Source organism: Streptomyces sp. NPDC005761 (assembly GCF_040630635.1).
Taxonomy (GTDB): Bacteria; Actinomycetota; Actinomycetes; order Streptomycetales; family Streptomycetaceae; genus Streptomyces.
Genome location: NZ_JBEXXX010000008.1, coordinates 1 through 21,685, shown reverse-complemented (window position 1 = coordinate 21,685; position 21,685 = coordinate 1). Strand labels below are relative to the sequence as shown.

Here is a 21,685-nt window from a genome sequence, read left to right as displayed (position 1 = left end):
CCCCGGCGGGCCGGCCCGTTGCGCTATCGGCCGGTGCCCGGGCCGTCCGGCCGGGTCGCCTTGACCGAGTACATCAGCGGAATCCGCGGCCGCTCCGCCGGGAAGCGGTAGAAGCCGTCCGATCCGCGCTCCAGCATCGGGAACCGCGCGAAGAGCGAGGCGTCGTGCTCGTGCAGGAACTCGATCCGCAGGCCGGCCGCGGCCAGCGCGGAGACCACACTGCCCACCGGGTGCTGCCATTCGACGCTGCGGTTGTGGACGGTCGGCGCGTCGAAGTCCGCGTACGTGCCCGGCGTCTCGTCCACCCACGCGTCGCGGGAGAAGTAGTCGTGCACGAGCTTCGAACCGGTCGCGTCGTCGAGGCAGTCGGTGAGCGGATGGAACTCCGCCAGGTAGAGGAACCCGCCGGGCGCGACGAGCGAGGCCGCCGTCTCGGCCCAGCGCTCGATGTCGGGCAGCCAGTTCAGCGCGCCGATGCCCGTGTAGACGATGTCGTACGAGGAGTCCGGCACGGCCTCGGCCGCGTCATGGACGTCCGCGGCGACGAACGCCGCCCGGTCCGGGCCCAGGCCCAGCTCCTGGGCGAGCGAGCGGGCGGTCTCGACGGCCGGTTCGGAGAAGTCGAGGCCGACTACCTGCGCGGCGCCGTGCCGGGCCCAGGAAAGGGTGTCGAGACCGATGTGGCACTGCAGGTGCAGCAGCGTCCGGCCGGTCACGTCCCCGACCTCCGCCAGCTCGAAGTCGCGCAGGGCGTCCTTGCCCGCGCGGAAGGCATCGAGGTCGTAGAAGTCGCTCTCGGCATGAATGGGCACTCGCTCATCCCACATCGCGCGGTTGGCCTCGCGCCAGTCGGGAGGTATCGGAGCATGCATGCCGGCGAGGTTATCCACAGGCTGCGGACGACGCGAACGGATTGTCGGCCGTCCGGCGCAGAATGGGGGGCATGACTGAGACCACTGGTTCGACGAACGAGTCCGTCCCGGCGTGGGAGCAGCGCTTCCGGGCCCCCCGGGTGTCGCTGCCCGACTGGGCGGAGGACGCGCCGGACCGCGCGCTGTTCGTCTCCAACGCGACGGGGACGTACGAGCTGTACGCATGGGACCGGTCGACGGGCGGGCAGCGCCAGGTGACCGACCGGCCGAACGGGACGACGGACGGCGTACTGACGCCGGACGGCGAGGCCGTGTGGTGGTTCAACGACACCGACGGGGACGAATTCGGGGTGTGGATGCGCCAGCCGTTCAGCGCCGGGAGCGAAGGAGCGGTGGACGAGCCCGCGGCTCCCGGTCTTGAGCCCTCCTACCCGGCCGGGCTCGCCATCGGACGCGACGGGACCGCGGTGATCGGCCGTTCGACGGACGAGGACGGCACGACGGTCCACGTCGTACGGCCCGGGGCGGCGCCCGTGGAGATCTACCGCCATCGCGAGTCCGCCGGGGTCGGCGATCTGTCGCACGACGGCTCGCTGATCGCCCTGGAGCACACCGAGCACGGCGACGCGATGCACTCCGCGCTGCGTGTGGTGCGGCCCGACGGCACCACGGTCGCTGAGCTGGACGACACCGAGGGCGGCACGAAGGAGCTCGGTCTCACGGTCCTCGGCTTCGCGCCGGTCGCCGGGGACACCCGGCTGCTGGTAGGGCACCAGCGGCGCGGCCGCTGGGAGCCGATGATCTGGGACCCGGTGGCGGGCACGGAGACGGACCTCGCCATCGATCTGCCCGGCGATGTGGGCGCCGAATGGTATCCGGACGGCTCCGCGCTGCTCGTCGAGCACGACTTCGAGGCCCGCAGCGATCTGTGGCGGTACGAGCCGGCCACGGCCGACGGGGCCCTGGCACGGGTGGAAACGCCCGCCGGTTCGGTCTCGGGCGCCACGGCCCGGCCGGACGGCACGGTGGAGTACCTGTGGTCGTCGGCCGCCGAGCCGCCCGTCGTCCGTTCCACGACCGGTGCGGTGGTGCTCGATCCGCCCGGGGCGAAGGCCCCGGTCTCCGTCCCGGTCGAGGACGTATGGGTGGACGGGCCGGGGGGCCGCATCCATGCGCTCGTCCAGCGCCCGGCCGCTCCGGCCGAGGGCCCGTTCCCGACCGTTTTCGAGATCCACGGCGGACCGACCTGGCACGACAGCGACGCCTTCGCCGCCGGACCGGCCGCCTGGGTGGACCACGGCTACGCCGTCGTGCGGGTCAACTACCGCGGCTCGACCGGCTACGGGCGGGCGTGGACGGACGCGCTCAAGCACCGGGTCGGCCTGATCGAGCTGGAGGACATCGCGGCCGTGCGGGAATGGGCGGTGAAGTCCGGCCTCGCGGACCCGGCGAAGCTGGTCCTGGCCGGCGGGTCCTGGGGCGGCTATCTGACACTGCTCGGTCTCGGCACGCAGCCGGGGGACTGGGCCGTGGGCCTGGCCGCGGTCCCGGTCGCGGACTACGTCACGGCGTACCACGACGAGATGGAGGCCCTGAAGGCGATGGACCGCACCCTGCTGGGCGGGACTCCGGAAGAGGTGCCCGAACGGTTCGAGGCCTCGTCGCCCCTCACCTACGTCGACGCCGTGCGGGCGCCCGTCTACATCTCGGCGGGCGTCAACGACCCGCGCTGCCCGATCCGCCAGGTGGAGAACTACGTCGACCGGCTGAAGGTCCGCGACGCCGTGCACGAGGTCTACCGGTACGACGCGGGCCACGGCTCGCTCGTGGTGGAGGAGCGCATCAAGCAGGTGCGCCTGGAACTCGACTTCGCCCGGCGCCACCTGGGAGACCCGGCCGAAGGCGCCTAGGGCGTAGGGAGCACATAAAAGGCGGCCCACGGGGTGCCCCCGCTCCGGTGAGCCGGAGCGGGGACCGTACCGTGGAGGGGTGTACCGGTTCCTGCTGACCCCGCGATGGTGGGGGATCAACCTCTTCGTCGTGCTGGCCATCCCGTTCTGCGTGTTCATGGGCACCTGGCAGCTCGGTCGTTTCGAGGACCGCGTGCAGACGCACGAGGCCGCCGAGAAGCAGCCCGCACCGGGCACGATGGCCGCCGAGCCGCTCGACGAGCTGCTGCCCGTCGACACCGTGTCCTCCGGCCGCCCCGCCACCGCGAGCGGCCGGTATGCCGATCAGTTCCTGGTGCCCGGCCGGAAGCTGGACGACCGCAGTGGCTTCTACGTGCTGGACATGCTGCGCACCGACAGCGGCAAGGCCCTGCCAGTGGTACGCGGCTGGCTGCCCGGGAAGGCCGGACAGACCCCGGTGCCGTCCGCACCGGCCGGCCGGGTCACCGTGACCGGCGACCTCCAGGCCTCGGAGAACACGGGCACGGACGGCGTCGACGCGAAGGGTGGCCTGCCCGACGGCCAGGTCGGCATGATCAGCGCCGCCTCCCTGGTCAACCTCGTGTCGTACGACGTCTACGACGCCTGGGTGACCCTCCAGGACACCGACGCCCGGACGGCTGCGACCGGTACCGCGGGCGCCGCCCTCACCGACGTCCCGGGAAAGGGCGACGGTGAGCTGCGCCCCGTACCGGCCGCCGCGCCGCAGGGCAGCGGGCTCGACCTGAAGGCGTTCCAGAATCTCGGCTACACGGGCGAGTGGTTCGTCTTCGCCGCGTTCGTCGTCTTCATGTGGTTCCGGCTGCTCCGGCGCGAGGCCGAAGCCGCCCGGGACCTGAAGCTCGGCCTGATCGCCGACGAGGAAGCCCCCGCGAACTGACCGCCCGCGCGGCCCCGACGGTGCGGGCGTCCCCCTGCCCCAACGGCGGAAGGATCCGCCCGTCGACGCTCGCAGATGCGGAGCGTCTGTCAGTTCCGGCGGCGGGTGTCCGTCCGTGGACGTTCCCCCGCCCCGGGCCTCACGACGTGGCTTCGAGCACGCCCGTCCGGTAGATCGTGCCCGCGCAGGCGTTGGCGATCGTCGTCTCGGCGACCGGCGCACCCGGTTCCGGGGTGTGCGTCACGGACACGGTGCCCTTGGCCGCACCGTCGCCCTCGTCGCTGCCGAACTGCGTCTCCGTACCCGCTTCGCCGTCCCCCGTGCCGCTGCCCGTCGTGGATCCGGCCGCGACCCCGGTACTGCCGGCCGCTCCGTCCGTGGGTGTCGGGGAGGGCGAGCTTCCGGTGGTCGGGCAGGTCTCCTGGGGCACCCAGGCGAACTGCACCTCATAGGCCATGGCCGGCTTCAGGAGCACGGTCGCCTCCTCCTGGGCCGGATCGGGCAGTCCCGACGCCGGGTCCCCCTGGGTGTGCCGCACGACCACGATCCTGGCCGGGTCGGCCGCGCCCGCCGCCGCGAAGCCCACCGTGCCGCTGCTGCTCACCGAGCAGTTCTTGCCGGACACGTTGGCGATGCGGAACGTCCCGTACACCGTGCCGTCCGCCCCGGCCGCGCCGGTGCTGGCCGAGGCGACCCCGAGCTGGTCGGGGGTGCAGGCCGGCATGACGGCCTGCGCACTGGCGGCCGGGTCGTCCGCCGAGCCGCCGTTCGTCTTCTCGTCCGCTCCCTGACCACCGCTGTCGGAGGGGGTGGCCGTGCTGTCGGGAAGGCCCTGGGTACCGCTCTGCTGCCCGTCGCCGCCGCCGGTGCCGCCCCCGTTGCCGGATTCCGCGCCGGGCTCCTCACCGTTGCCGCCCTGCGCCTGTTCGCCGTGGCCGGCGATGGCGGGGCTGGCCGTGTTCGAGCCTTCGGAGTTGGCCACGTGGACGAAGGCGGGGACCGCGGTGCCCATGAGCAGGGCGGCCGCCGCCACCCCGACGAGCGCCTGCCGCCGCCGCGCGCGCCTGGCGGGCACCGCACGGAACAGGTGCTCGAGGGTGCCGTCGCCCGGTTCGAGGTCCTGCACGGCGCCGCGCATCATCCGGCGCAGCGCGGCCTCGTCCAGGGGGTCACCGCCCAGGGAGCCGGAACCGAAGAGGCTGGAAGCGCCAGCTGCGGAAGGGGCGCCGTCGCCACCGGGCTGCACGCCCTCCCCCGGATCGCCGTCCGTGTGCGGGGTCTTCTCCGGCACGTGGTTCACAATTCCGTTTCCAGTCCGGTCATTCCGATGTCCGCGAGCGGTCCGGCGCCGATCGTCGTTCGTGTCCTCGCGCACGTGATCGTCGTCGTGACGCCTGCTCATGCCTGCGCCTCCATCACCACGCGCAGTGCCGCGATGCCGCGGGAGCCGTACGCCTTCACCGAGCCCAGGGATATCCCCAGCGTCTCGGCGACCTGCGCCTCGGTCATGTCCGCGAAGTAGCGCAGCACCAGCACCTCCCGCTGGCGCCGTTGCAGGCCGCGCATCGCCTTGATCAGCGCGTCCCGCTCCAGCTGGTCGTACGCCCCCTCCTCCGCGCTCGCCATGTCCGGCATGGGCTTGGAGAGCAGCTTCAGCCCGAGGATGCGCCGACGCAGCGCGGAACGGGAGAGGTTGACGACGGTCTGGCGCAGATACGCGAGCGTCTTCTCGGGCTCGCGTACCCGGTTGCGCGCCGAATGCACGCGGATGAACGCTTCCTGCACGACGTCCTCACAGGACGCCGTGTCGTCCAGCAGCAGGGCGGCGAGGCCGAGCAGCGAACGGTAGTGGGCACGGTAGGTCTCGGTGAGATGGTCGACCGTGGTTCCGGCTGTCACGCTCTCCTCAGCGCCCTCGCGCTGCGACGGCAGTCCCGCAGGCCGTGCTGCGGGCATGGGCGCGATCACCGGCATACCACCGGACGCGCGGGGCCGTCTGAGCGGTCGCACCGAAGCGCCGCGCAGGGGGCCCACCACTGTGATATCGAGAACCTCTGCCACGCCAGTTGGACACGTTTCCCCCCGTCAGGGTTGTACGCATACGGCACCGCGTTTGACACCATGCGATATGACCCCATACGTACCCGCTCTTCCCCAAATACCCCGAATGTGCGCCCCGCAGCGCAGAAGTGACCGCTGAGACGCAGACCGGCCGGCCGACGGTTGCGGCAGGCCGAAAGGTCATCGTCGGCCACCGCGATACCCCAGCTCAAGAGGTTCAGGCCCGCAAGTTGCTCACAGGGCGTTCATAGAGCGTACAAAACAGGCCCGTTCAGGACCGGGGAAATTCGGCAGCGACCGCTTCGGCGATCTGCGCCACGTTCAGCGCCGCCCCCTTACGGAGATTGTCGCCGCACACGAAGAGTTCCAGCGCCCCGGGGTCGTCCAGCGAGCGCCGGACCCGGCCGACCCAGGTCGGATCGGTGCCCACCACATCGGACGGGGTGGGGAAATCGCCGGCTCCCGGGTTGTCGTAGAGCACCACGCCCGGCGCGGTGGCCAGGATCTCGTGGGCCCGGTCGACCGCGACCTCGTTCTCGAAGCGGGCGTGCACGGACATCGAGTGCGTGGCGATCACCGGCACGTACACACAGGTCGCCGAGACCTTCAGGGCGGGAAGGTCGAGGATCTTGCGGCACTCGTCGCGGATCGCCCGCTCCTCGGACGACCAGCCGTCGCCCGCGTCCGTACCCGCCCACGGCACGACGTTGAGGGCGACGGGTGCGGCGAAGGGGCCGCCGTCCGTGTCGCCCACGACGCGACGCACGTCGCCGGGCTTCGTACCGAGTTCTGTACCGGCCACCATCGAGAGCTGCTCACGCAGCGCGGCGACGCCGTCGCGCCCGGCCCCGCTCACGGCCTGGTAGGAGGAGACGACCAGTTCCCGCAGCCCGAACTCGGCGTGCAGGGCGCCGACCGCGACGATCAGCGACAGCGTCGTGCAGTTCGGGCTCGCCACGATGCCGCGCGGCCTGATCCGCGCGGCATGGCGGTTGATCTCGGGCACGACCAGCGGGACGTCGCCGTCCCCCCGGAAGGCGGCGGAGTCGTCGATGACGACGACCCCCTTGGACGCGGCGATCGGCGCCCAGCGTGCGGACACCTCGTCCGGCACCAGGAAGAGCGCCACGTCGACGTCGTCGAAGACGTCCTCGGTGAGGCCCAGGACCTCGGCCTCCTCACCGCGCACGACCAGCTTGCGGCCGACGAGACGCGGTGAGGCGATCAGTTTCACCTCGCCCCAGACATCCGCGTGTTCCGAGAGGATCTGGAGCATGACGCCGCCGATCGCCCCGGTCGCGCCGACGACCGCGAGCGAAGGGCGGCGTGCGGTCATCGGCCGGTGCCCCCGTACACGACTGCCTCGTCGGAGTCGCTGTCGAGACCGAAGGCGGTGTGCACGGCGCGCACGGCCTCGTTGACGTCGTCGGCGCGGGTGACCACCGAGATGCGGATCTCGGATGTCGAGATGAGCTCGATGTTCACACCGACGTCGGAGAGCGCCTCGAAGAAGCCCGCGGTGACACCCGGGTTGGTCTTCATGCCCGCGCCGACCAGGGAGATCTTCGCGATCTGGTCGTCGTAGCGCAGCGACTCGAAGCCGATGCCGGCCCGGCTGCGCTCCAGGGCGTCGATGGCCTTGCGGCCCTCCGCCTTGGGGAGCGTGAAGGTGATGTCGGTCAGACCGGTGGCCGCGGCGGAGACGTTCTGCACCACCATGTCCATGTTGATCTCGGCGTCCGCGATCGCGCGGAAGATCGCTGCTGCCTCGCCCGGCTTGTCGGGCACGCCGACGACCGTGACCTTGGCCTCGGAGACGTCGTGGGCGACTCCGGAGATGATGGCGTGCTCCATCTGCTGGTCCCCTTGCGGCTCGTTGCTGACCCAGGTTCCGCGCAGCCCCGAGAAGGACGAGCGGACGTGGATCGGAATGTTGTAGCGGCGTGCGTACTCCACACAGCGGTGCAGCAGCACCTTGGAACCGGACGCGGCCAGCTCCAGCATGTCCTCGAAGGAGATCCAGTCGATCTTCTGGGCCTTCTTCACGACCCGCGGGTCGGCGGTGAAGACACCGTCCACATCGGTGTAGATCTCACAGACCTCGGCGTCCAGCGCCGCCGCGAGCGCCACCGCGGTGGTGTCGGACCCGCCGCGGCCGAGGGTCGTGATGTTCTTGCCCTCCTGGCTGACACCCTGGAACCCGGCGACGATGGCGATGTTGCCCTCGTCGATCGAGGTCCGGATGCGGCCGGGCGTGACATCGATGATGCGCGCTTTGTTGTGGACCGAGTCGGTGATGACACCGGCCTGACTGCCCGTGAACGACTGGGCCTCATGGCCCAGGTTCTTGATCGCCATCGCCAACAGGGCCATGGAGATCCGCTCCCCGGCGGTCAGCAGCATGTCGAACTCCCGCCCGGCCGGCATCGGAGATACCTGCTCGGCGAGATCGATCAACTCGTCCGTCGTGTCACCCATCGCAGACACCACGACAACCACCTGGTTGCCGTTCTTCTTGGCGTCCACGACTCGCTTGGCGACCCGCTTGATGCCCTCGGCATCGGCTACGGAGGAGCCTCCGTACTTCTGCACGACAAGGCCCACGTGCGCTCCTCGCTCAATCCATTTATCGCGGTCGGCTCAGTCTAACGAGCAGCCCGGAAACGCCCCGTTAATACCACATGCTGAGATGTCCCGCTCACCAAGTGATCGTCGGCGTGTCGTCCGAGCTGCTCGTACGGGGCTGCTGCCCGCTGATCAACCCGGCACTCCCTTATGTGTCCCAGTCCACACGGCGTCGGCCCGGTCCGCACCTGCGGATGCGTCCCGCCATTCCGCACGCAGCATCGCGAACAGCACGGTGTCGTACCGCTTGCCCGACACCAGCACGGTCTCCCGGCGCCGGCCCTCCTCACGGAAACCCGCTCCGGTGAAGGCCCGCACGGCCCGCTCGTTGCCGCTCCAGGTGTCCAACTCGATCCGGTGCAGCCCGAAGGCCCCGAACAGGTGCCCCACCAGCAGCCTCAGCGCCTCCGAGCCGTACCCGCGGCCCCAGTGGTCGCGGCTGCCCACGGTCACGCCGACCGTGACCACGCCGGTGAACGGGTCCAGGTCCCGGTAGTCCGCCATGCCGATCACCGAGCCGTCGGCCAGGTCCTCGACCGTGAAGACGGCTGACTCCCTCGGGTGCAATCGCAGCATCGTCTCGAAGGCGAGGGCGAGCGCCTCCTCCGTCACCGGCCCGAAGCACGGGTCACCGGCCGTCGCCCAATACGCGACCTCCGGGTCGTTGCGCCACCGCAGGTGATGCGCCGCGTCGTCCGCGCGCAACGCGCGGAGCCTTACCGATGTGCCTTCGATCATCCGGTGATCATATTCCCGGACACGCCTCGTGATGATCTTGAATAGCGGGTGCCGGGGCTCGTGCGGGCCAGGGAGAAGCGGGTGCCAGGAGAAGCGCGTGCCAGGGAGGGGCCGGTACCGAGACCAGCGCCAAGGAGAATGCGGAGGCCGGGAGAGGCGCGTGCCCGGACTCCCCCGAGGCGCCCCGCCCGGCAGGCGCCCCTACTTGACCGGACGCAGCCCCAGCGGCCCCGCGATCTCCTCGAGCATGACGCGACCCGCCTCCTCGGCGAGGTCGTCGTCACCGGCGTCCTGGTCGGTGTCCAGGCCGTCGAGCTCCTGAAGGGGCTGGTTCAGCCGGATGTGCGCGATCAGGGACTGGAGCGCGCGCAGGGTGGCGGAGGCGGTGGAGCCCCAGTTGGAGAAATAGGAGAACTGCCACCACCACAGAGCCTCGGTGGTGCGGTCCTCCTCGTAGTGCGCCAGGCCGTGGCGCAGGTCCGTGACCAGGTCGGCCAGGTCGTCGGAGATGCGCGCCGGGACCGGGGCCTTGCGGGGCTCGTACGGGTCGAAGACCTCGGAGTAGACGTCGATCGGCTCCAGCAGGGCCGCGAACCGCTCGCGCAGGCCGTCCGCGTCCGGCTCGGCGCCCAGGTCCGGCTCGTAGCGTTCGTCGGGAAGGATGTCCTCGTACGCGCCCAGCCGGCCGCCGGCCAGCAGGAGCTGGGAGACCTGGAGGAGCAGCACCGGGACGGCTTCCTCCGGCTCCTCGACCTTGGACACCTCGGTGACCGCGACGATGAACGTCTTGATCTGGTCGGCGATCTGGACCGCGAAGTCGTCGGGGTCCTGCGTGACAGTGTTCAGCGTGGCATCAGACATCGAGGAGACCTCCCGTGGGCACGGTCGCGGACGGTGTGTAGAAGATAACGGCGCTGAACGTAAAGCCGTCGTGAGACCGCAGGAGAACGGCCGGAAGAGGATCAGACATCGAGCAGGCGCCTCCCCTCGAAGGCGCGGCCGAGGGTGACCTCGTCCGCGTACTCCAGGTCGCCGCCCACCGGCAGGCCGCTGGCCAGCCGGGTGACGCGCAGGCCCATCGGCTTGACCATCCGCGCCAGGTACGTCGCGGTGGCCTCGCCCTCCAGGTTGGGGTCGGTCGCCAGGATCAGTTCGGTGATGGAGCCGTCGGCGAGACGGGCCAGCAGCTCACGGATGCGCAGATCGTCGGGACCGACACCCTCGATGGGGCTGATGGCGCCGCCCAGGACGTGGTACCGGCCCCGGAACTCACGGGTCCGCTCGATCGCCACGACGTCCTTCGGCTCCTCGACCACACAGATGACCGTCCGGTCGCGGCGCGGGTCCCGGCAGATCCCGCACTCCTCCTGCTGGGCCACGTTGCCGCACACGGCGCAGAAGCGGACCTTGTCCTTGACCTCCAGCAGCGCATGGGCGAGACGGCGCACATCCGTGGGCTCGGCCTGCAGGATGTGGAAGGCGATCCGCTGCGCGCTCTTGGGACCGACGCCGGGCAGCCTGCCCAACTCGTCGATGAGGTCCTGAACCACGCCTTCGTACAACGGATCGCCTTTCGGGCCGGGTCGGCTGCTGCGTCGTGGTACGTACCGTAGGGGGTGCGTACCGTGTTGGATATGTCCGCGCTCAGAAGGGGAGGCCGGGCATGCCGCCCAGGCCCTGGGTGAGCGGACCCAGCTTCTCCTGCTGGAGCTGCTGGGCGTTCTCGTTCGCCGCCTGGACCGCCGCCACGACGAGGTCCGCGAGCGTCTCGGTGTCCTCCGGGTCCACCGCCTTCGGATCGATCACCAGGCCGCGCAGTTCGCCGGAGCCGTTGACCGTCGCCTTCACCAGGCCACCGCCCGCCTGGCCGTCGACCTCGGTCCTGGCCAGCTCCTCCTGAGCCTGCGCGAGGTCCTGCTGCATCTTCTGAGCCTGCTGCAGCAGCTGCTGCATGTTGGGCTGCCCACCACCGGGAATCACGGTCACTCCAGGCATTTCGACGACAAATGTTTCGGTAAGCCGAGCCTACGTGCTCCCCGGTCGGCGCGCTCCACCCGTCGGCGAGCAACTCTTTCGAGTGAGTTCCGGCGGACTGCGGCAGGGCTCCTATACCTGACCAGAGGCCGTGTGCACCCGGGAATACCGCGATTTCGACCCCACGGCCCACCATTCGGCGGTAGGAAGGGGTGCGTCCCGGTACACGCACGCGCATCTCCCGTCACGCAAGGTTACGCACGGGGGACTGCGGGTCGCAGCGGGGCCAGTGAGCAGCGAGTGCACCGAGAGCAGAGACCCGCCCATCGTCGAGTACGCGGTCGAGAACACGCGTCGCTATGCAGCATGCAGAGGAGTACCCCGGTGAGTCAGCCGGAGATGCAGCCCGAGGGGCCGCCCCGCAACGAATCCGGTGTGCCCGGTCCGGCCACTTCCTCCGGTGCGGGTTCCGGCACTCGGAGCCGGGAGGCGCAGGGCAGAGACCTGACCGGGACGCCTTTCCCGCTCGGCGACTGGGGGGAACCCGCCCAGCGGCTCGACGAGCTGTACCGATGGGTCGAGGCCGACGCGCTGCGCACCGCCGACTGGTATCTGGGCGACCGGGTGTGGAAGCGGCGCGGCGCCAGGGCGCTGCGGCTGGGGACCGCGGCCGGAGCGGTCGCCGGTGCCGCGCTGCCGCTGCTGGACCTGACGGGCGCGCTGCACGGCGCGGCCGGCTGGGGGTACCTGTCGCTGCTGCTGGGCGCCGCGTGCATGGCGTGCGACCGGTACTTCGGACTGACCTCGGGCTGGATAAGGAATCTCGCCACGGCTCAGGCCGTGCAGCGGCGGCTCCAGGTGCTCCAGTTCGACTGGGCGTCGGAGTGCGTGCGCGAAGTGCTCGGCCCGGCCGAGGGGACGGCGAGCGAGGCGGCCGAACGGTGTCTGGGGGTGCTGCGGCGCTTCTCGGAGGACATCACGGAACTCGTACGGTCGGAGACCGCGGACTGGATGGTGGAGTTCCGGGCCGGTCCCGCACCGATGGGGATGCAGGCGCTGGTCTCCGGCGGCTCGGGCGGCGGGCGCGCGGAGCCCGGCACCCAGCCGGGAAGGTTCCCGCTGCAGTCGATGAGCCGGCCGAACATGCCGCGGCAGCGGCCGCCGGAGTCCCCGCGGTGACCGTTCACCGTTGAACACCGCGGGGGACGGGGCCGACGGGCTCTCAGCTGAAGATGATCATCGAGCCCTGGGCGAGGCTGCGGGTGACCGCCGCGTGCAGGCCGAGCCAGACGTGGCGTTCCCGGGCGAACGGACTGCTGTCGTACGGGACCGGCATCGCCGGTTCCTCCAGTGAGGTCGGCGCGGCGGGCGGCATCGGGGCGGGCGGCGGGTTGGCCGGGTCGATGCCGATGGACGGGGCGACGAACTGCAGCTCCCGCAGCAGTCCGTGTGCCGAGCCCAGCGGACCGCCGCCCTCCAGCAGGGCGTCGGTGGACAGCGGCACGGCGAAGTCCACGGGGACGTACGCGCCGGCGTGGTCGTAGTGCCACACCAGGTGCGACTGCTGGGCGGTCGGCTCGAACATCTCCAGCAACTGCTCGTAGTCCCCGCCCAGTTCATCGACGGGGGAGACGGCGAGGCCGCTGAGGTGGAGGAGGTAGGCGCGGCGCAGGAAGTGCAGCGCGTCGTAGTCGAAGCCCGCGACCGGGGCCACGTCACCGGTCAGCCCGGGCATGTACGCGTAGACGGGCACGGGCGGCAGCCCTGCCTCGCCGAGCGCTTTGTCGTAGACGGCTATCTCTTCGGCGAAGGGGTTGTCGGGGCTGTGGCACAGCACATCGACGAGGGGGACCAGCCACAGGTCACAGGCCACGAAGTCTCGCTCTCATGCGGGGATGCGTGCGGTGGTGCGATGGTCGGGACAGCGTAATGCGGTCGGGACGTCGCGGACAGTGGCCCATCAGGACCGGCTCGTCCCGGCCCGCCAGCCGGTGCGCCGGGCTCAGGGCTTCGGACGTGCCCGGTCCGCGGGTCCGTCGGGCCCGTCCGTCCGAGGGGGGTGTTCCGTACGCGCCCGGTCCCCGGCAGCCAGCCGGTCCGCCCAGCTCAGCGCGTGGTTGTTGTAGTCCTCGACCGCCGCACGCAGCGCCTGGCGGTCGCGGAGCGAGATCGCGGCGACGAGGTCGGGGTGCCCGTTCCAGAGCCAGTCCCGCATGTCCGCGTCACCGCGCAGGTACGGCACGGCGAACACCCACGCCTGGACCCGCAGCCGGTGGAGGAAGTCGGTGATGTAGCTGTTGCCGACCAGGGCGCCCAGCTCGCGCCAGAAGCGCAGGTCGTAGCCGATGAGGATGTCCAGGTCGCCCCCGCGGGCCGCACGGGAGGCCTCCTCGGCCCGGCGGCGTACGGAGACGAGCGCGTCCCGGTAGGCGGTCTGCCGCGCACCGGCGGGGGCCGGCCCGTGGAAGACGTCCCGGATCACCCCGTCCATCACCAGGGTGCGGGCCTCCACCATCGCGCGGTAGTCCGCCACGGTGAACTCGTGGACCCGGAACCCGCGGTGCTGGTCGGATTCGAGAAGGCCCTGCGCGGAGAGGTCGAAGAGGGCCTCGCGAACGGGCGTCGCGGAGACCCCGTACTGCTCGGCGATCTGCTTGACGGTGAACTCCCGTCCCGGCTGCAAACGCCCGGCGAGCACCTCGTCACGCAGCGCGTCCGCGATCTGCTGCCGCAGCGTACTGCGTGTGACAGCTCCGCTCGCGCGCATGGCGCCCCTCCCTGTTTCGGCCTCGGGTCACCTTAGACGAGGCCGTGGGGAGGGGCGCACAGCGTTACGCGGTGTGCTCGTCGGCCACGGACAGCGCGGCGTCGAGAGCGGCCAGGCCCTCCTTGGCCTCGGCCTCGGTGACGTTGCAGGCAGGAACGGCGTGCGTGCGGTTCATGTTGATGAAGGGCCACAGGCCGTTCTTCTTCGCGGCGGCACCGAAGGCGGCCATCGGCGCGTTGGCCTCGCCCGTCGCGTTGTACGGGACCAGCGGTTCACGGGTCTCCTTGTTGCGGACCAGCTCCAGCGCCCAGAACGCGCCGAGACCGCGGACCTCCCCGACCGACGGGTGCGTCTCGGCGAGTTCGCGCAGACCGGGGCCGAGGACGCTCTCACCGATGTGGGCGGCGTTCTCGACGACCTTCTCGTCCTCCATCACGTGGATGGTGGCGACGGCGGCGGCGCAGGCCAGCGGGTGGCCGGAGTAGGTGAGTCCGCCCGGGTAGGGGCGGGTCTCGAAGGTGGCGGCGATCTCGGCGGAGATGGCGACTCCGCCGAGCGGGACGTACCCGGAGTTGACGCCCTTGGCGAAGGTCATCAGGTCGGGCGTGACGTCGAAGTGCTCGGCGGCGAACCACTTGCCGGTGCGCCCGAAGCCGGCCATGACCTCGTCGAGGACGAAGACGATGCCGTACCGGTCGCAGATCTCGCGGACACCGGCGAGGTAGCCGGGCGGCGGCGTCATGATGCCGGCCGTGCCCGGGATCGTCTCCAGGATGATCGCGGCGATGGTCGACGGGCCCTCGTAGGCGAGGGTGTCCTCCAGGTGCTGGAGCGCGCGGGCGCACTCCTCCGCCTCGGTCTGTGCGTAGAACGGCGAGCGGTAGAGGAACGGGGCCCAGAAGCGGACGACGCCCGCCGAGCCGTTGTCGGACGCCCAACGGCGCGGGTCGCCGGTCAGGTTGATCGCGGTGGAGGTGGCGCCGTGGTACGAGCGGTATGCGGACAGCACCTTCGTACGGCCTGTGTGCAGACGGGCCATCCGGACGGCGTTCTCGACGGCCTCGGCACCACCGTTGGTGAAGAAGATCTTGTCCAGGTCGCCGGGGGTGCGCTCGGCGATGAGGCGTGCGGCCTCGGAGCGCGACTCGATCGCGAAGGCGGGCGCGAAGGTCGTCATCTTCGCCGCCTGCTCCTGGATCGCGGCGACGACGGTGGGGTGCTGGTACCCGATGTTGGTGAAGACGAGGCCGCTGGTGAAGTCCAGGTAGCGGTTGCCGTCGTAGTCCCAGAAGTACGACCCCTCGGCGCCGGCGACGGCGAGCGGGTCGATCAGGCCCTGGGCGGACCAGGAGTGGAACACGTGCGCGCGGTCGGCGGCCTTGACGGCCGCGCCGGCGGCGGAGTCGACAGGGGGATGAGGGGTCATGCGACGAGCGTAGGCGGCGGCGGGCGGCGCCCGGTATGGCCACCTTGTATGGCGTGGGCCGCCTGGTTCGGCAGGGTGTCGGGTCGCCGCGCCCCCGAGCAGTTGACAACATGCTGTCGATTCGACAGGATGTTGTCATAAGCGTTCTTCCCACCGAGGAGGCCGTCATGACCCGCAGGACCGCACACCTGGCCGTGTACGACACGTACGCCGACTGGGAGACCGGGCACACGACCGCCCACCTCGCCCAGAACGGCTTCACGGTCCGGACGGTCGGCCCCACCACCGGTCCCGTCACCAGCATGGGCGGGCTCACCGTCCGTCCCGACCTGGATCTCGCCGGGCTGCGCCCCGAGGACAGCGCGCTGCTGATCCTGCCGGGGGCGGCGCTCTGGGATTCCGGCGACACGCTCGCCCCCTTCGCCCGCACCGCGCGCACCTTCCTGGACGCGGGCGTTCCGGTCGCCGCGATCTGCGGGGCGACGGCCGGCCTCGCCCGCGAGGGGCTGCTCGACGGGCGAGCGCACACCAGCGCGGTCTCCTTCTACCTGGCGGGCACGGGTTACGCGGGCGGCGCGCACTACATCGACGCCGACGCCGTGACCGACGGTGACCTCATCACCGCCGGGCCGACCGAACCGGTCGCCTTCGCCCGCGAGGTCTTCGCCCGACTCGGTGTGTACGACGAGAAGAAGCTCGACGCCTGGTACCGGCTCTTCCACGATTCGGACGCGAGCGCGTACGAGGTGCTGCAGGGATGAGTCACGCGGACCAGGACCGGCTGAGCCGGACCGCCCTCGGGGTCTTCCACCTCAACGGCCGGTTCCTCTCCGTGGCGGAGCGGCTGGCCGCTCCCGCCGGGCTGACCGCCGCGTGGTGGCAGGTGCTCGGCGCGGTGATCACCGAGCCGCTGCCGGTCTCCGGAATCGCCCGCTCGATGGGCATCACCCGGCAGGCCGTGCAGCGCATCGCCGATCTGCTCGTGGCCAAGGGCCTTGCGGAGTACCTCCCCAACCCGGCTCACCGCCGCGCGAAACTGCTCCGCCCCACGCAGGAGGGCCGCGCCGCGATGTCCCGGATCAATCCGGGCCATGCGGAGTTCGCGGGGCGCCTGGCCGGGGAGTTGGGGGACGAGGGGTTCACGGAGACGGTACGGGTACTGGAGCGCCTGAGCCGGGCGCTGGAAACCCTCGGGCTCCCGGACGCGCCCGACTCCAGGTCCTCGCCCGCGCCTTGAGGCGGGGGCGATCGCCCCCGCACGCCGGGTGAGCGACGACACGGCGCGGCCGCCCGCACCCCGGCGGCCGGGCCCCGCCCACCGGCCCCCACCGGGGCGACCCGCGCCGCTATTCTCGACCCCGTCCGGTGTGTCGCCGTACGGGGGAGGACTGCACACCATGGAGAAGCTCGGGTCCACCGATCCGCAACGCATCGGCGCCTACCGGCTGCTGGGCCGGCTCGGCGCGGGCGGCATGGGCCAGGTGTACCTGGCCCGCTCCGACCGCGGACGCGTGGTCGCACTCAAGCTCGTCCGCGAGGAACTGGCCCAACAGCACGAGTTCCGCGCCCGGTTCCGGCAGGAGGTGCAGGCCGCCCGCCAGGTCGGCTCCACCTGGACCGCCCCCGTACTGGACGCCGACACCGAGGCCGCCGTCCCCTGGGTCGCCACCGGATACGTCGCCGGCCCCTCACTCCAGGCCACCGTCTCCGGGCGCGCGAGCACCTCGCCAGGCCCGGCCCCGGGGGCGTACGGACCACTGCCCGACCGCTCCGTCCACATCCTGGGCTCCGGTCTCGCCCACGCCCTGCGGGCCATCCACGCCGCCGGGCTCATCCATCGTGACCTCAAGCCCTCCAACATCCTGCTGACGATCGACGGCCCGCGCGTCATCGACTTCGGCATAGCCCGGGCGCTCGACACCGCCACCGACGGCGGTCTCACCCGCACCGGTGCGCTGGTCGGCTCGCCCGGCTTCATGGCGCCCGAGCAGGTGCGCGGCGAGCACGTGACCACGGCGTGCGACGTGTTCTGCCTGGGGGCGGTGCTGGCGTACGCCTCGACCGGGCGTCTTCCGTTCGGGGCGGCCACCAGTGGAGTGCCCGCACTGCTGTTCCGGATCGCGCAGGAGGACCCGGACCTGACCGGCGTGCCGGTCGATCTCGTGGAGCTGATCCAGGAGTGCCTGCACAAGGATCCCGGGGCCCGTCCCTCGACGGAGGAGATCCTGGAGCGGCTGGACGAGGGCGACACCGCCGAACCCTGGCTGCCGGGCGCGCTCATCGCCCAACTCGGCCGCCACGCTGTGGGCCTGCTGGACTCCGAGGACCCGATGGACGCCGTCCCGAAGGCCCCCGCACCCACGGACCTCGTGCCGGGCGAGGCGCCCACGGTCGCCACCACTCCGGTCGGCACGCCGCCCGTCGCCGTGCCCCCGCAGGACGCGTCGCCGGAACCGGCGTCCGCCGAAGCCGCACCACCGGCACCCCCTGCGGCCGGCCATGACCACGGACTCCCGGCCATGGCCGAGCCCCCCGCACCCCCCGCCTCGCCGGCCGGACCCCCGCCGCCGCCGCCCGGGACGCTCTCTCCCCCGTACGGCTATCCTCAACTGCCCGCCCAGCCCCACCCGGGCCAGGGTTACGGCCTCCCGCAGCCGCCGCACCCGGGTCAGGGCTACGCGTACGGCTACCCGCAGCAGCCGGGCTTCGGTCCCACGCCCCCGTACGGCCGGCCCCACCCGGCCGGTGCCCAGCCGCCCGCGCGCCGTGGCGCCGGCTCGACCGTGGCCCTCGTCGTCGTCGCGGTGCTCGTCGCCCTCGGGGCGGGAGGGTCCGTGTACGCGCTCATGAACGACCGCGGCGCGAGCACCACGGCCTCCCCGACCGGTTCGGCCGACCACTCCCCGTCGGACGGCACCTCCAACTCCCCTTCCGCGGACGGTTCCCAGGATCCGTCGCCCGGCGCCGACGGCGGGACCGGGGACGACGACGCGAACGGAGACGGCAGTGTCCCGGAGGCGTATCTGGGCAGCTGGTCAGGCAGCATCGACAACGCCTCCGGCCATTCCACCCGTGAACTCGTCATCCAGCAGGGGCAGGTGGGCGACGCGGTCCTCACCCTCACCGCAGAGGGGCCGCTGGACACCGGCGGCTCCTACCGCTGCGTCTTCCAGGCGGATCTCGCGACCGAGCCGTCCGACGGCGAACCGGTCAGCATCGGCCCGTCCACGGTGACGGAGGGCGAACCGATGACCTCCTGCACCCCCGGCAGCTCCACCACCCTCACCCTGCTCCCGGACGGCACCCTGAGCCGCCTGAACACGGACTCCGGCGAGAAGCTCACGTACACGAAGTCCGGCTGACACCGACGGGCCGGACCAGCCGCCTCGGGCCGCCCGCGCCGCATCAGACCAGCGGCTTGACCGACATCAGCAGATGTTCGTGAGCCGGCTGCCCGGCTCCGTCCGGCCGCATCGCGCGCTCGTGGTCCGCGTGCCCGGTGACCATGGCGCGCTGCCCCGGCCCCATCAGTTCGAACCGGACGACCGGGGTGTCGAACGAGGCCAACGCGTCCATCAGATAGGAGGGGTTGAAGGCGACCGTCAGCTCGTCCGCACCCCTCAGCTCCGCGGCCAGCCGCTGGGACGCCACGTCGTCCTCGTACCCCGCCTGGAGGAGCACCGAGTCGGGCCGGAAGGCGAGTTGCAGCGGGCTGTCCCCGTCCGCCACCACCGAGACCCGCTTCACCGCCTCGACCAGCGGCGCGCGGTCGGTGACCGCCGTGAACGGATCCGTCATCGCGAACAGCTTGTCGTGGCGCGGCAGCCGGCCGTCCAGCAGCCGCACCGTCGTACGCATCCCGGCGAGCTCGAAGCCGGCCGAGCCGCCGTCCATCGCGAGGCTGACCATGCCCGCCCGGCCGAAGGAGCGGGCGATCTCGGTGAGTCTGCGGGCCGAGACGACGACGTCGGCCGAGACGTCCGCCACCGTGGGCTTCCACGCGAGGCTGCGGACCGCGAAGCGGTACCGGTCCGTAGCGGCGAGGGTCATCCGGTCCTTGTCGAGCCCCAGCCGGATCCCGGTCAGCGTCGGCAGGGTGTCATCCTTTCCCGCGGCCACCGCCACATCGGCGACGGCCTTCGCGAACTCCTGGCCGTCGACCGCTCCGAGTACCTCCGGCAACGGCGGCAGCGCCGGACAGTCGTCGAGCGGCAGCACCGACAGACCGAACCCCGCACCGCTGCCCGTCACCGTGAACCGGGACCCCTCGACCGCGCACTCCACCGCCCCTTCGGGCAGCACCCGGCACACGTCCAGCAGCCGGCGTCCCATGACGAGCACCTTGCCGGGCCGTACGGTCTCGGCCGGCACCTCGATGCGGGCGGACGCCTCGTAGTCCAGGCCGGAGATGCTGAGCCGGCCGTCCGCCGTCTCCAGCAGCAGACCACCCAGCACCGGAACGGGTGACCGCGTCGGCAGCACCCTCGCTGCCCAGGCCACGGCATCCGCGAGCTCGCCGCGTTCGATCCGGAACTCCATGGTGGTGACCTCTCCTCGCGCCCGACCGTCCCCGGTCTCCCCGACGCTACAAGTCACCACTGACAACCGGCAGAAGGGCGGCTGCGGCCGACGACAGCGGCCACCCCCGTGAGCCGATGCCGTCGCCCCCGTACCTCTCCCCCGAAAGGCCCGCAACCGCGTTCGGACTCTAGGCGGTGGGGTAGGCGGGGGACAGATTCAGTTCGCACTGTGTGGCCGGGCAGAGGTATCAGTTCGCACAGCCGAACCGGTACGCTGCACTCCGGTTTTGGCGGGAACAGGGGACGGGGGCGGCGCGGAAGTGCACGCGCGGAGGCGGGCGGAGGACGTCGTACGGATGCACGGCCTGGCCCGCTCGGGCGGCTCGCAGGAACTGCTGCGCTGGGTATCGGGACGTGCGGAGGGCTGGGCGGGGCTGCTCGGCGGCGACGGCACCGTTCTGCACGGCGTCGCCCGGGCGCCCGACTCCTCAGGCATCGGATCGGCAGACCTCGCGGTCGAGGGCGCCAGGGAGCTGACCGCGCTCGGGGCCCGCTCCCTCGCCTTCGACAAGGGCGCGCACACCGCCCTGCTGTACTCCCTGGACGCGCCGCCGGACGTTCCCGCGCCGGTGCTCGCCGTCGTCGGCCGGCGTCCGCTCCCCGAGGGGCTGTCCACGCTCCTTGCCGACGCGGCCCTGCCGCTCAGCATGTGCTGGGCGGCCGAAACCGTCGAGCGCAAACGCCGCCGCGTCGACCTGGCGGAGTCCCGCGGCCGGGAAGCGGTGCTGCACCTGCTGATGACCGGCCAGTTGTCGATCGCACACCAGGTCGCGGGCGCCCTGAAGCCCAGCCTGCCCGACCCGGTCAGGGTCTGCGTCGTCGAGTGCGCGGGCCGGGACCGGGACGAGGTGGCCCGCATCTGCGCCGACCTCTCCGGCGGGCGGTCCTGGATCGTGCGGTGCCCGGTCTACGCGCGCCATCTGATCCTCGTCGTGCCCGCGGAGCCCGGGCAGTCGGACGGTCGGCTCGGCCCGCAGGTCGCCTCCGTGGTGGACGACTGCGTCGTCGGCATCAGCGAGGACGCGGCACTGGCCGACACGGCGACCGCCTACCGCCAGGCGTTCCACGCGCTCGCCGTCGCCCGCGGGCTTCCGGAGCGCCATGCCCGCTTCGGCTCGGCTCCCGAACTCGCCCTGGTGACCGGTGCCGAGGGGGCCCGGTGGGCGGACGCGCTGCTGGCTCCCCTGCTCACCCATCTGCCGCGCCGCGGCCAGGACCCGGGCAGCCAGGAACTCGCGGCGACCCTGGCCTCCTGGCTGGCGTTCTCCTCGCACGCGACCGAGCACCTGAAGATCCACCGCAACACGCTGGCCGCGCGACTCCGGCTGATCGGCGAGCTGCTGGACATGGACCTGAACAAGGTCGCCGACCAGTCCGCGCTCGACCTGGCCCTGAGCATCCGCGCCACGCCCGCCCTGCCCCGCCCGGCCCGGCCGGCCGTCGGCCCGCCGGGATCCGTTCACACACCTGAGTGCGTGCGCACGCTGGACGGGATCCTGCGCCTGCCGGCGGTCCGATCCTGGGCGACGCAGCAGTTGCGGCCGCTGGGCGACGCGGAGGCAGCCACCGGCCCCTCGTACTCCACCTTGCGCACCTGGCTGGAGCACGAGGCCCAACTCGGCGCGACCGCGACGGCGCTGGGCATCTCCGTACCGGGGGCACGCAAGCGGCTGACCCGGCTGGAGAGCGTGCTCCAGCGTTCACTCCTGCGGTCGCCCAGTGCCCGCTACGACCTCTGGCTGGCGTTCCGGGCGCTGGATCTCACCGACGGCGGATGACGGGAACGGGGGTGCGCCGGGCCCGAAGGCCCGGC

Annotated in this window: 20 protein-coding genes; 7 read left to right on the top strand and 13 right to left on the bottom strand. The window is 71.8% G+C overall.

Features of this window, described 5'->3' with window-relative positions:
* Window positions 1–23 precede the first annotated feature (23 nt).
* On the bottom strand, window positions 24–872 hold the full coding sequence (locus tag ABZ434_RS10160) for a methyltransferase domain-containing protein (protein WP_359133780.1): 849 nt from the start codon (window positions 870–872) through the stop codon (window positions 24–26).
* Between the two features lie 62 nt (window positions 873–934).
* On the opposite strand from ABZ434_RS10160, the gene ABZ434_RS10155 reads away from it, so the two are divergent.
* Window positions 935–2,782 (top strand): prolyl oligopeptidase family serine peptidase, encoded by a 1,848-nt coding sequence (locus ABZ434_RS10155; protein WP_359133778.1) that lies wholly within the window; start codon window positions 935–937, stop codon window positions 2,780–2,782.
* 79 nt (window positions 2,783–2,861) lie between these two features.
* Complete coding sequence (locus tag ABZ434_RS10150) at window positions 2,862–3,701, top strand: SURF1 family protein (protein ID WP_359133775.1); 840 nt, start codon at window positions 2,862–2,864, stop codon at window positions 3,699–3,701.
* A 139-nt stretch (window positions 3,702–3,840) separates the two neighbouring features.
* On the opposite strand, the gene ABZ434_RS10145 is transcribed toward ABZ434_RS10150, so the two are convergent.
* From ABZ434_RS10145 to ABZ434_RS10110, 8 genes are all read right to left on the bottom strand, one after another.
* Window positions 3,841–5,001: a hypothetical protein gene (locus tag ABZ434_RS10145; RefSeq protein ID WP_359133773.1), complete on the bottom strand. Its 1,161-nt coding sequence runs from the start codon at window positions 4,999–5,001 to the stop codon at window positions 3,841–3,843.
* A gap of 98 nt (window positions 5,002–5,099) precedes the next feature.
* Window positions 5,100–5,675: a SigE family RNA polymerase sigma factor gene (locus ABZ434_RS10140; protein WP_359133771.1), complete on the bottom strand. Its 576-nt coding sequence runs from the start codon at window positions 5,673–5,675 to the stop codon at window positions 5,100–5,102.
* Window positions 5,676–6,033: 358 nt separating this feature from the next.
* Complete coding sequence (locus tag ABZ434_RS10135; RefSeq protein WP_359133769.1) at window positions 6,034–7,098, bottom strand: aspartate-semialdehyde dehydrogenase; 1,065 nt, start codon at window positions 7,096–7,098, stop codon at window positions 6,034–6,036.
* Window positions 7,095–8,366, bottom strand: a complete 1,272-nt coding sequence (locus tag ABZ434_RS10130) for an aspartate kinase (RefSeq protein WP_359133766.1) — start codon at window positions 8,364–8,366, stop codon at window positions 7,095–7,097. Before ABZ434_RS10130 ends, ABZ434_RS10135 begins: the two co-directional genes overlap by 4 nt.
* 153 nt (window positions 8,367–8,519) lie before the next feature.
* A complete protein-coding gene (locus ABZ434_RS10125) occupies window positions 8,520–9,125 on the bottom strand; it encodes a GNAT family protein (protein ID WP_359133763.1) in 606 nt (201 codons plus the stop codon).
* 201 nt (window positions 9,126–9,326) lie between these two features.
* Entirely contained in the window at window positions 9,327–9,986 is a 660-nt protein-coding gene (locus ABZ434_RS10120) for a DUF5063 domain-containing protein (RefSeq protein WP_359133761.1), read from the bottom strand.
* 101 nt (window positions 9,987–10,087) lie between these two features.
* Window positions 10,088–10,687, bottom strand: a complete 600-nt coding sequence (gene recR, locus ABZ434_RS10115; RefSeq protein WP_266780167.1) for a recombination mediator RecR — start codon at window positions 10,685–10,687, stop codon at window positions 10,088–10,090.
* A gap of 82 nt (window positions 10,688–10,769) precedes the next feature.
* Window positions 10,770–11,105 (bottom strand): YbaB/EbfC family nucleoid-associated protein, encoded by a 336-nt coding sequence (locus ABZ434_RS10110; RefSeq protein ID WP_359134172.1) that lies wholly within the window; start codon window positions 11,103–11,105, stop codon window positions 10,770–10,772.
* A 378-nt stretch (window positions 11,106–11,483) separates the two neighbouring features.
* Here ABZ434_RS10110 and ABZ434_RS10105 point away from each other — a divergent pair, with 378 nt between their 5' ends.
* Entirely contained in the window at window positions 11,484–12,278 is a 795-nt protein-coding gene (locus ABZ434_RS10105; RefSeq protein WP_359133759.1) for an SLATT domain-containing protein, read from the top strand.
* Window positions 12,279–12,321: 43 nt separating this feature from the next.
* On the opposite strand, the gene ABZ434_RS10100 is transcribed toward ABZ434_RS10105, so the two are convergent.
* The 3 genes from ABZ434_RS10100 to ABZ434_RS10090 form a co-directional block, all read right to left on the bottom strand.
* Window positions 12,322–12,972, bottom strand: a complete 651-nt coding sequence (locus ABZ434_RS10100) for a hypothetical protein (protein WP_359133756.1) — start codon at window positions 12,970–12,972, stop codon at window positions 12,322–12,324.
* Between the two features lie 129 nt (window positions 12,973–13,101).
* A complete protein-coding gene (locus ABZ434_RS10095; RefSeq protein WP_359133753.1) occupies window positions 13,102–13,866 on the bottom strand; it encodes a GntR family transcriptional regulator in 765 nt (254 codons plus the stop codon).
* Between the two features lie 64 nt (window positions 13,867–13,930).
* Window positions 13,931–15,292, bottom strand: a complete 1,362-nt coding sequence (locus ABZ434_RS10090; protein ID WP_359133750.1) for an aspartate aminotransferase family protein — start codon at window positions 15,290–15,292, stop codon at window positions 13,931–13,933.
* A gap of 167 nt (window positions 15,293–15,459) precedes the next feature.
* Here ABZ434_RS10090 and ABZ434_RS10085 point away from each other — a divergent pair, with 167 nt between their 5' ends.
* From ABZ434_RS10085 to ABZ434_RS10075, 3 genes are all read left to right on the top strand, one after another.
* On the top strand, window positions 15,460–16,053 hold the full coding sequence (locus ABZ434_RS10085; RefSeq protein ID WP_359133747.1) for a type 1 glutamine amidotransferase family protein: 594 nt from the start codon (window positions 15,460–15,462) through the stop codon (window positions 16,051–16,053).
* Entirely contained in the window at window positions 16,050–16,529 is a 480-nt protein-coding gene (locus ABZ434_RS10080) for a MarR family transcriptional regulator (protein ID WP_359133745.1), read from the top strand. The genes ABZ434_RS10085 and ABZ434_RS10080 overlap by 4 nt, the downstream gene beginning before the upstream one ends.
* A 160-nt stretch (window positions 16,530–16,689) precedes the next feature.
* Complete coding sequence (locus ABZ434_RS10075) at window positions 16,690–18,654, top strand: protein kinase (RefSeq protein WP_359133742.1); 1,965 nt, start codon at window positions 16,690–16,692, stop codon at window positions 18,652–18,654.
* 43 nt (window positions 18,655–18,697) lie between these two features.
* Here the strand turns inward: ABZ434_RS10075 and dnaN are convergent, their stop codons facing one another.
* Window positions 18,698–19,831: a DNA polymerase III subunit beta gene (gene dnaN / locus ABZ434_RS10070; protein ID WP_359133739.1), complete on the bottom strand. Its 1,134-nt coding sequence runs from the start codon at window positions 19,829–19,831 to the stop codon at window positions 18,698–18,700.
* A 337-nt stretch (window positions 19,832–20,168) separates the two neighbouring features.
* Here dnaN and ABZ434_RS10065 point away from each other — a divergent pair, with 337 nt between their 5' ends.
* Window positions 20,169–21,650 carry a helix-turn-helix domain-containing protein gene (locus ABZ434_RS10065; RefSeq protein ID WP_359133737.1) on the top strand — a complete coding sequence of 494 codons (1,482 nt, stop codon included), beginning with the start codon at window positions 20,169–20,171 and terminating at the stop codon, window positions 21,648–21,650.
* The last annotated feature ends 35 nt before the right edge of the window (window positions 21,651–21,685 follow it).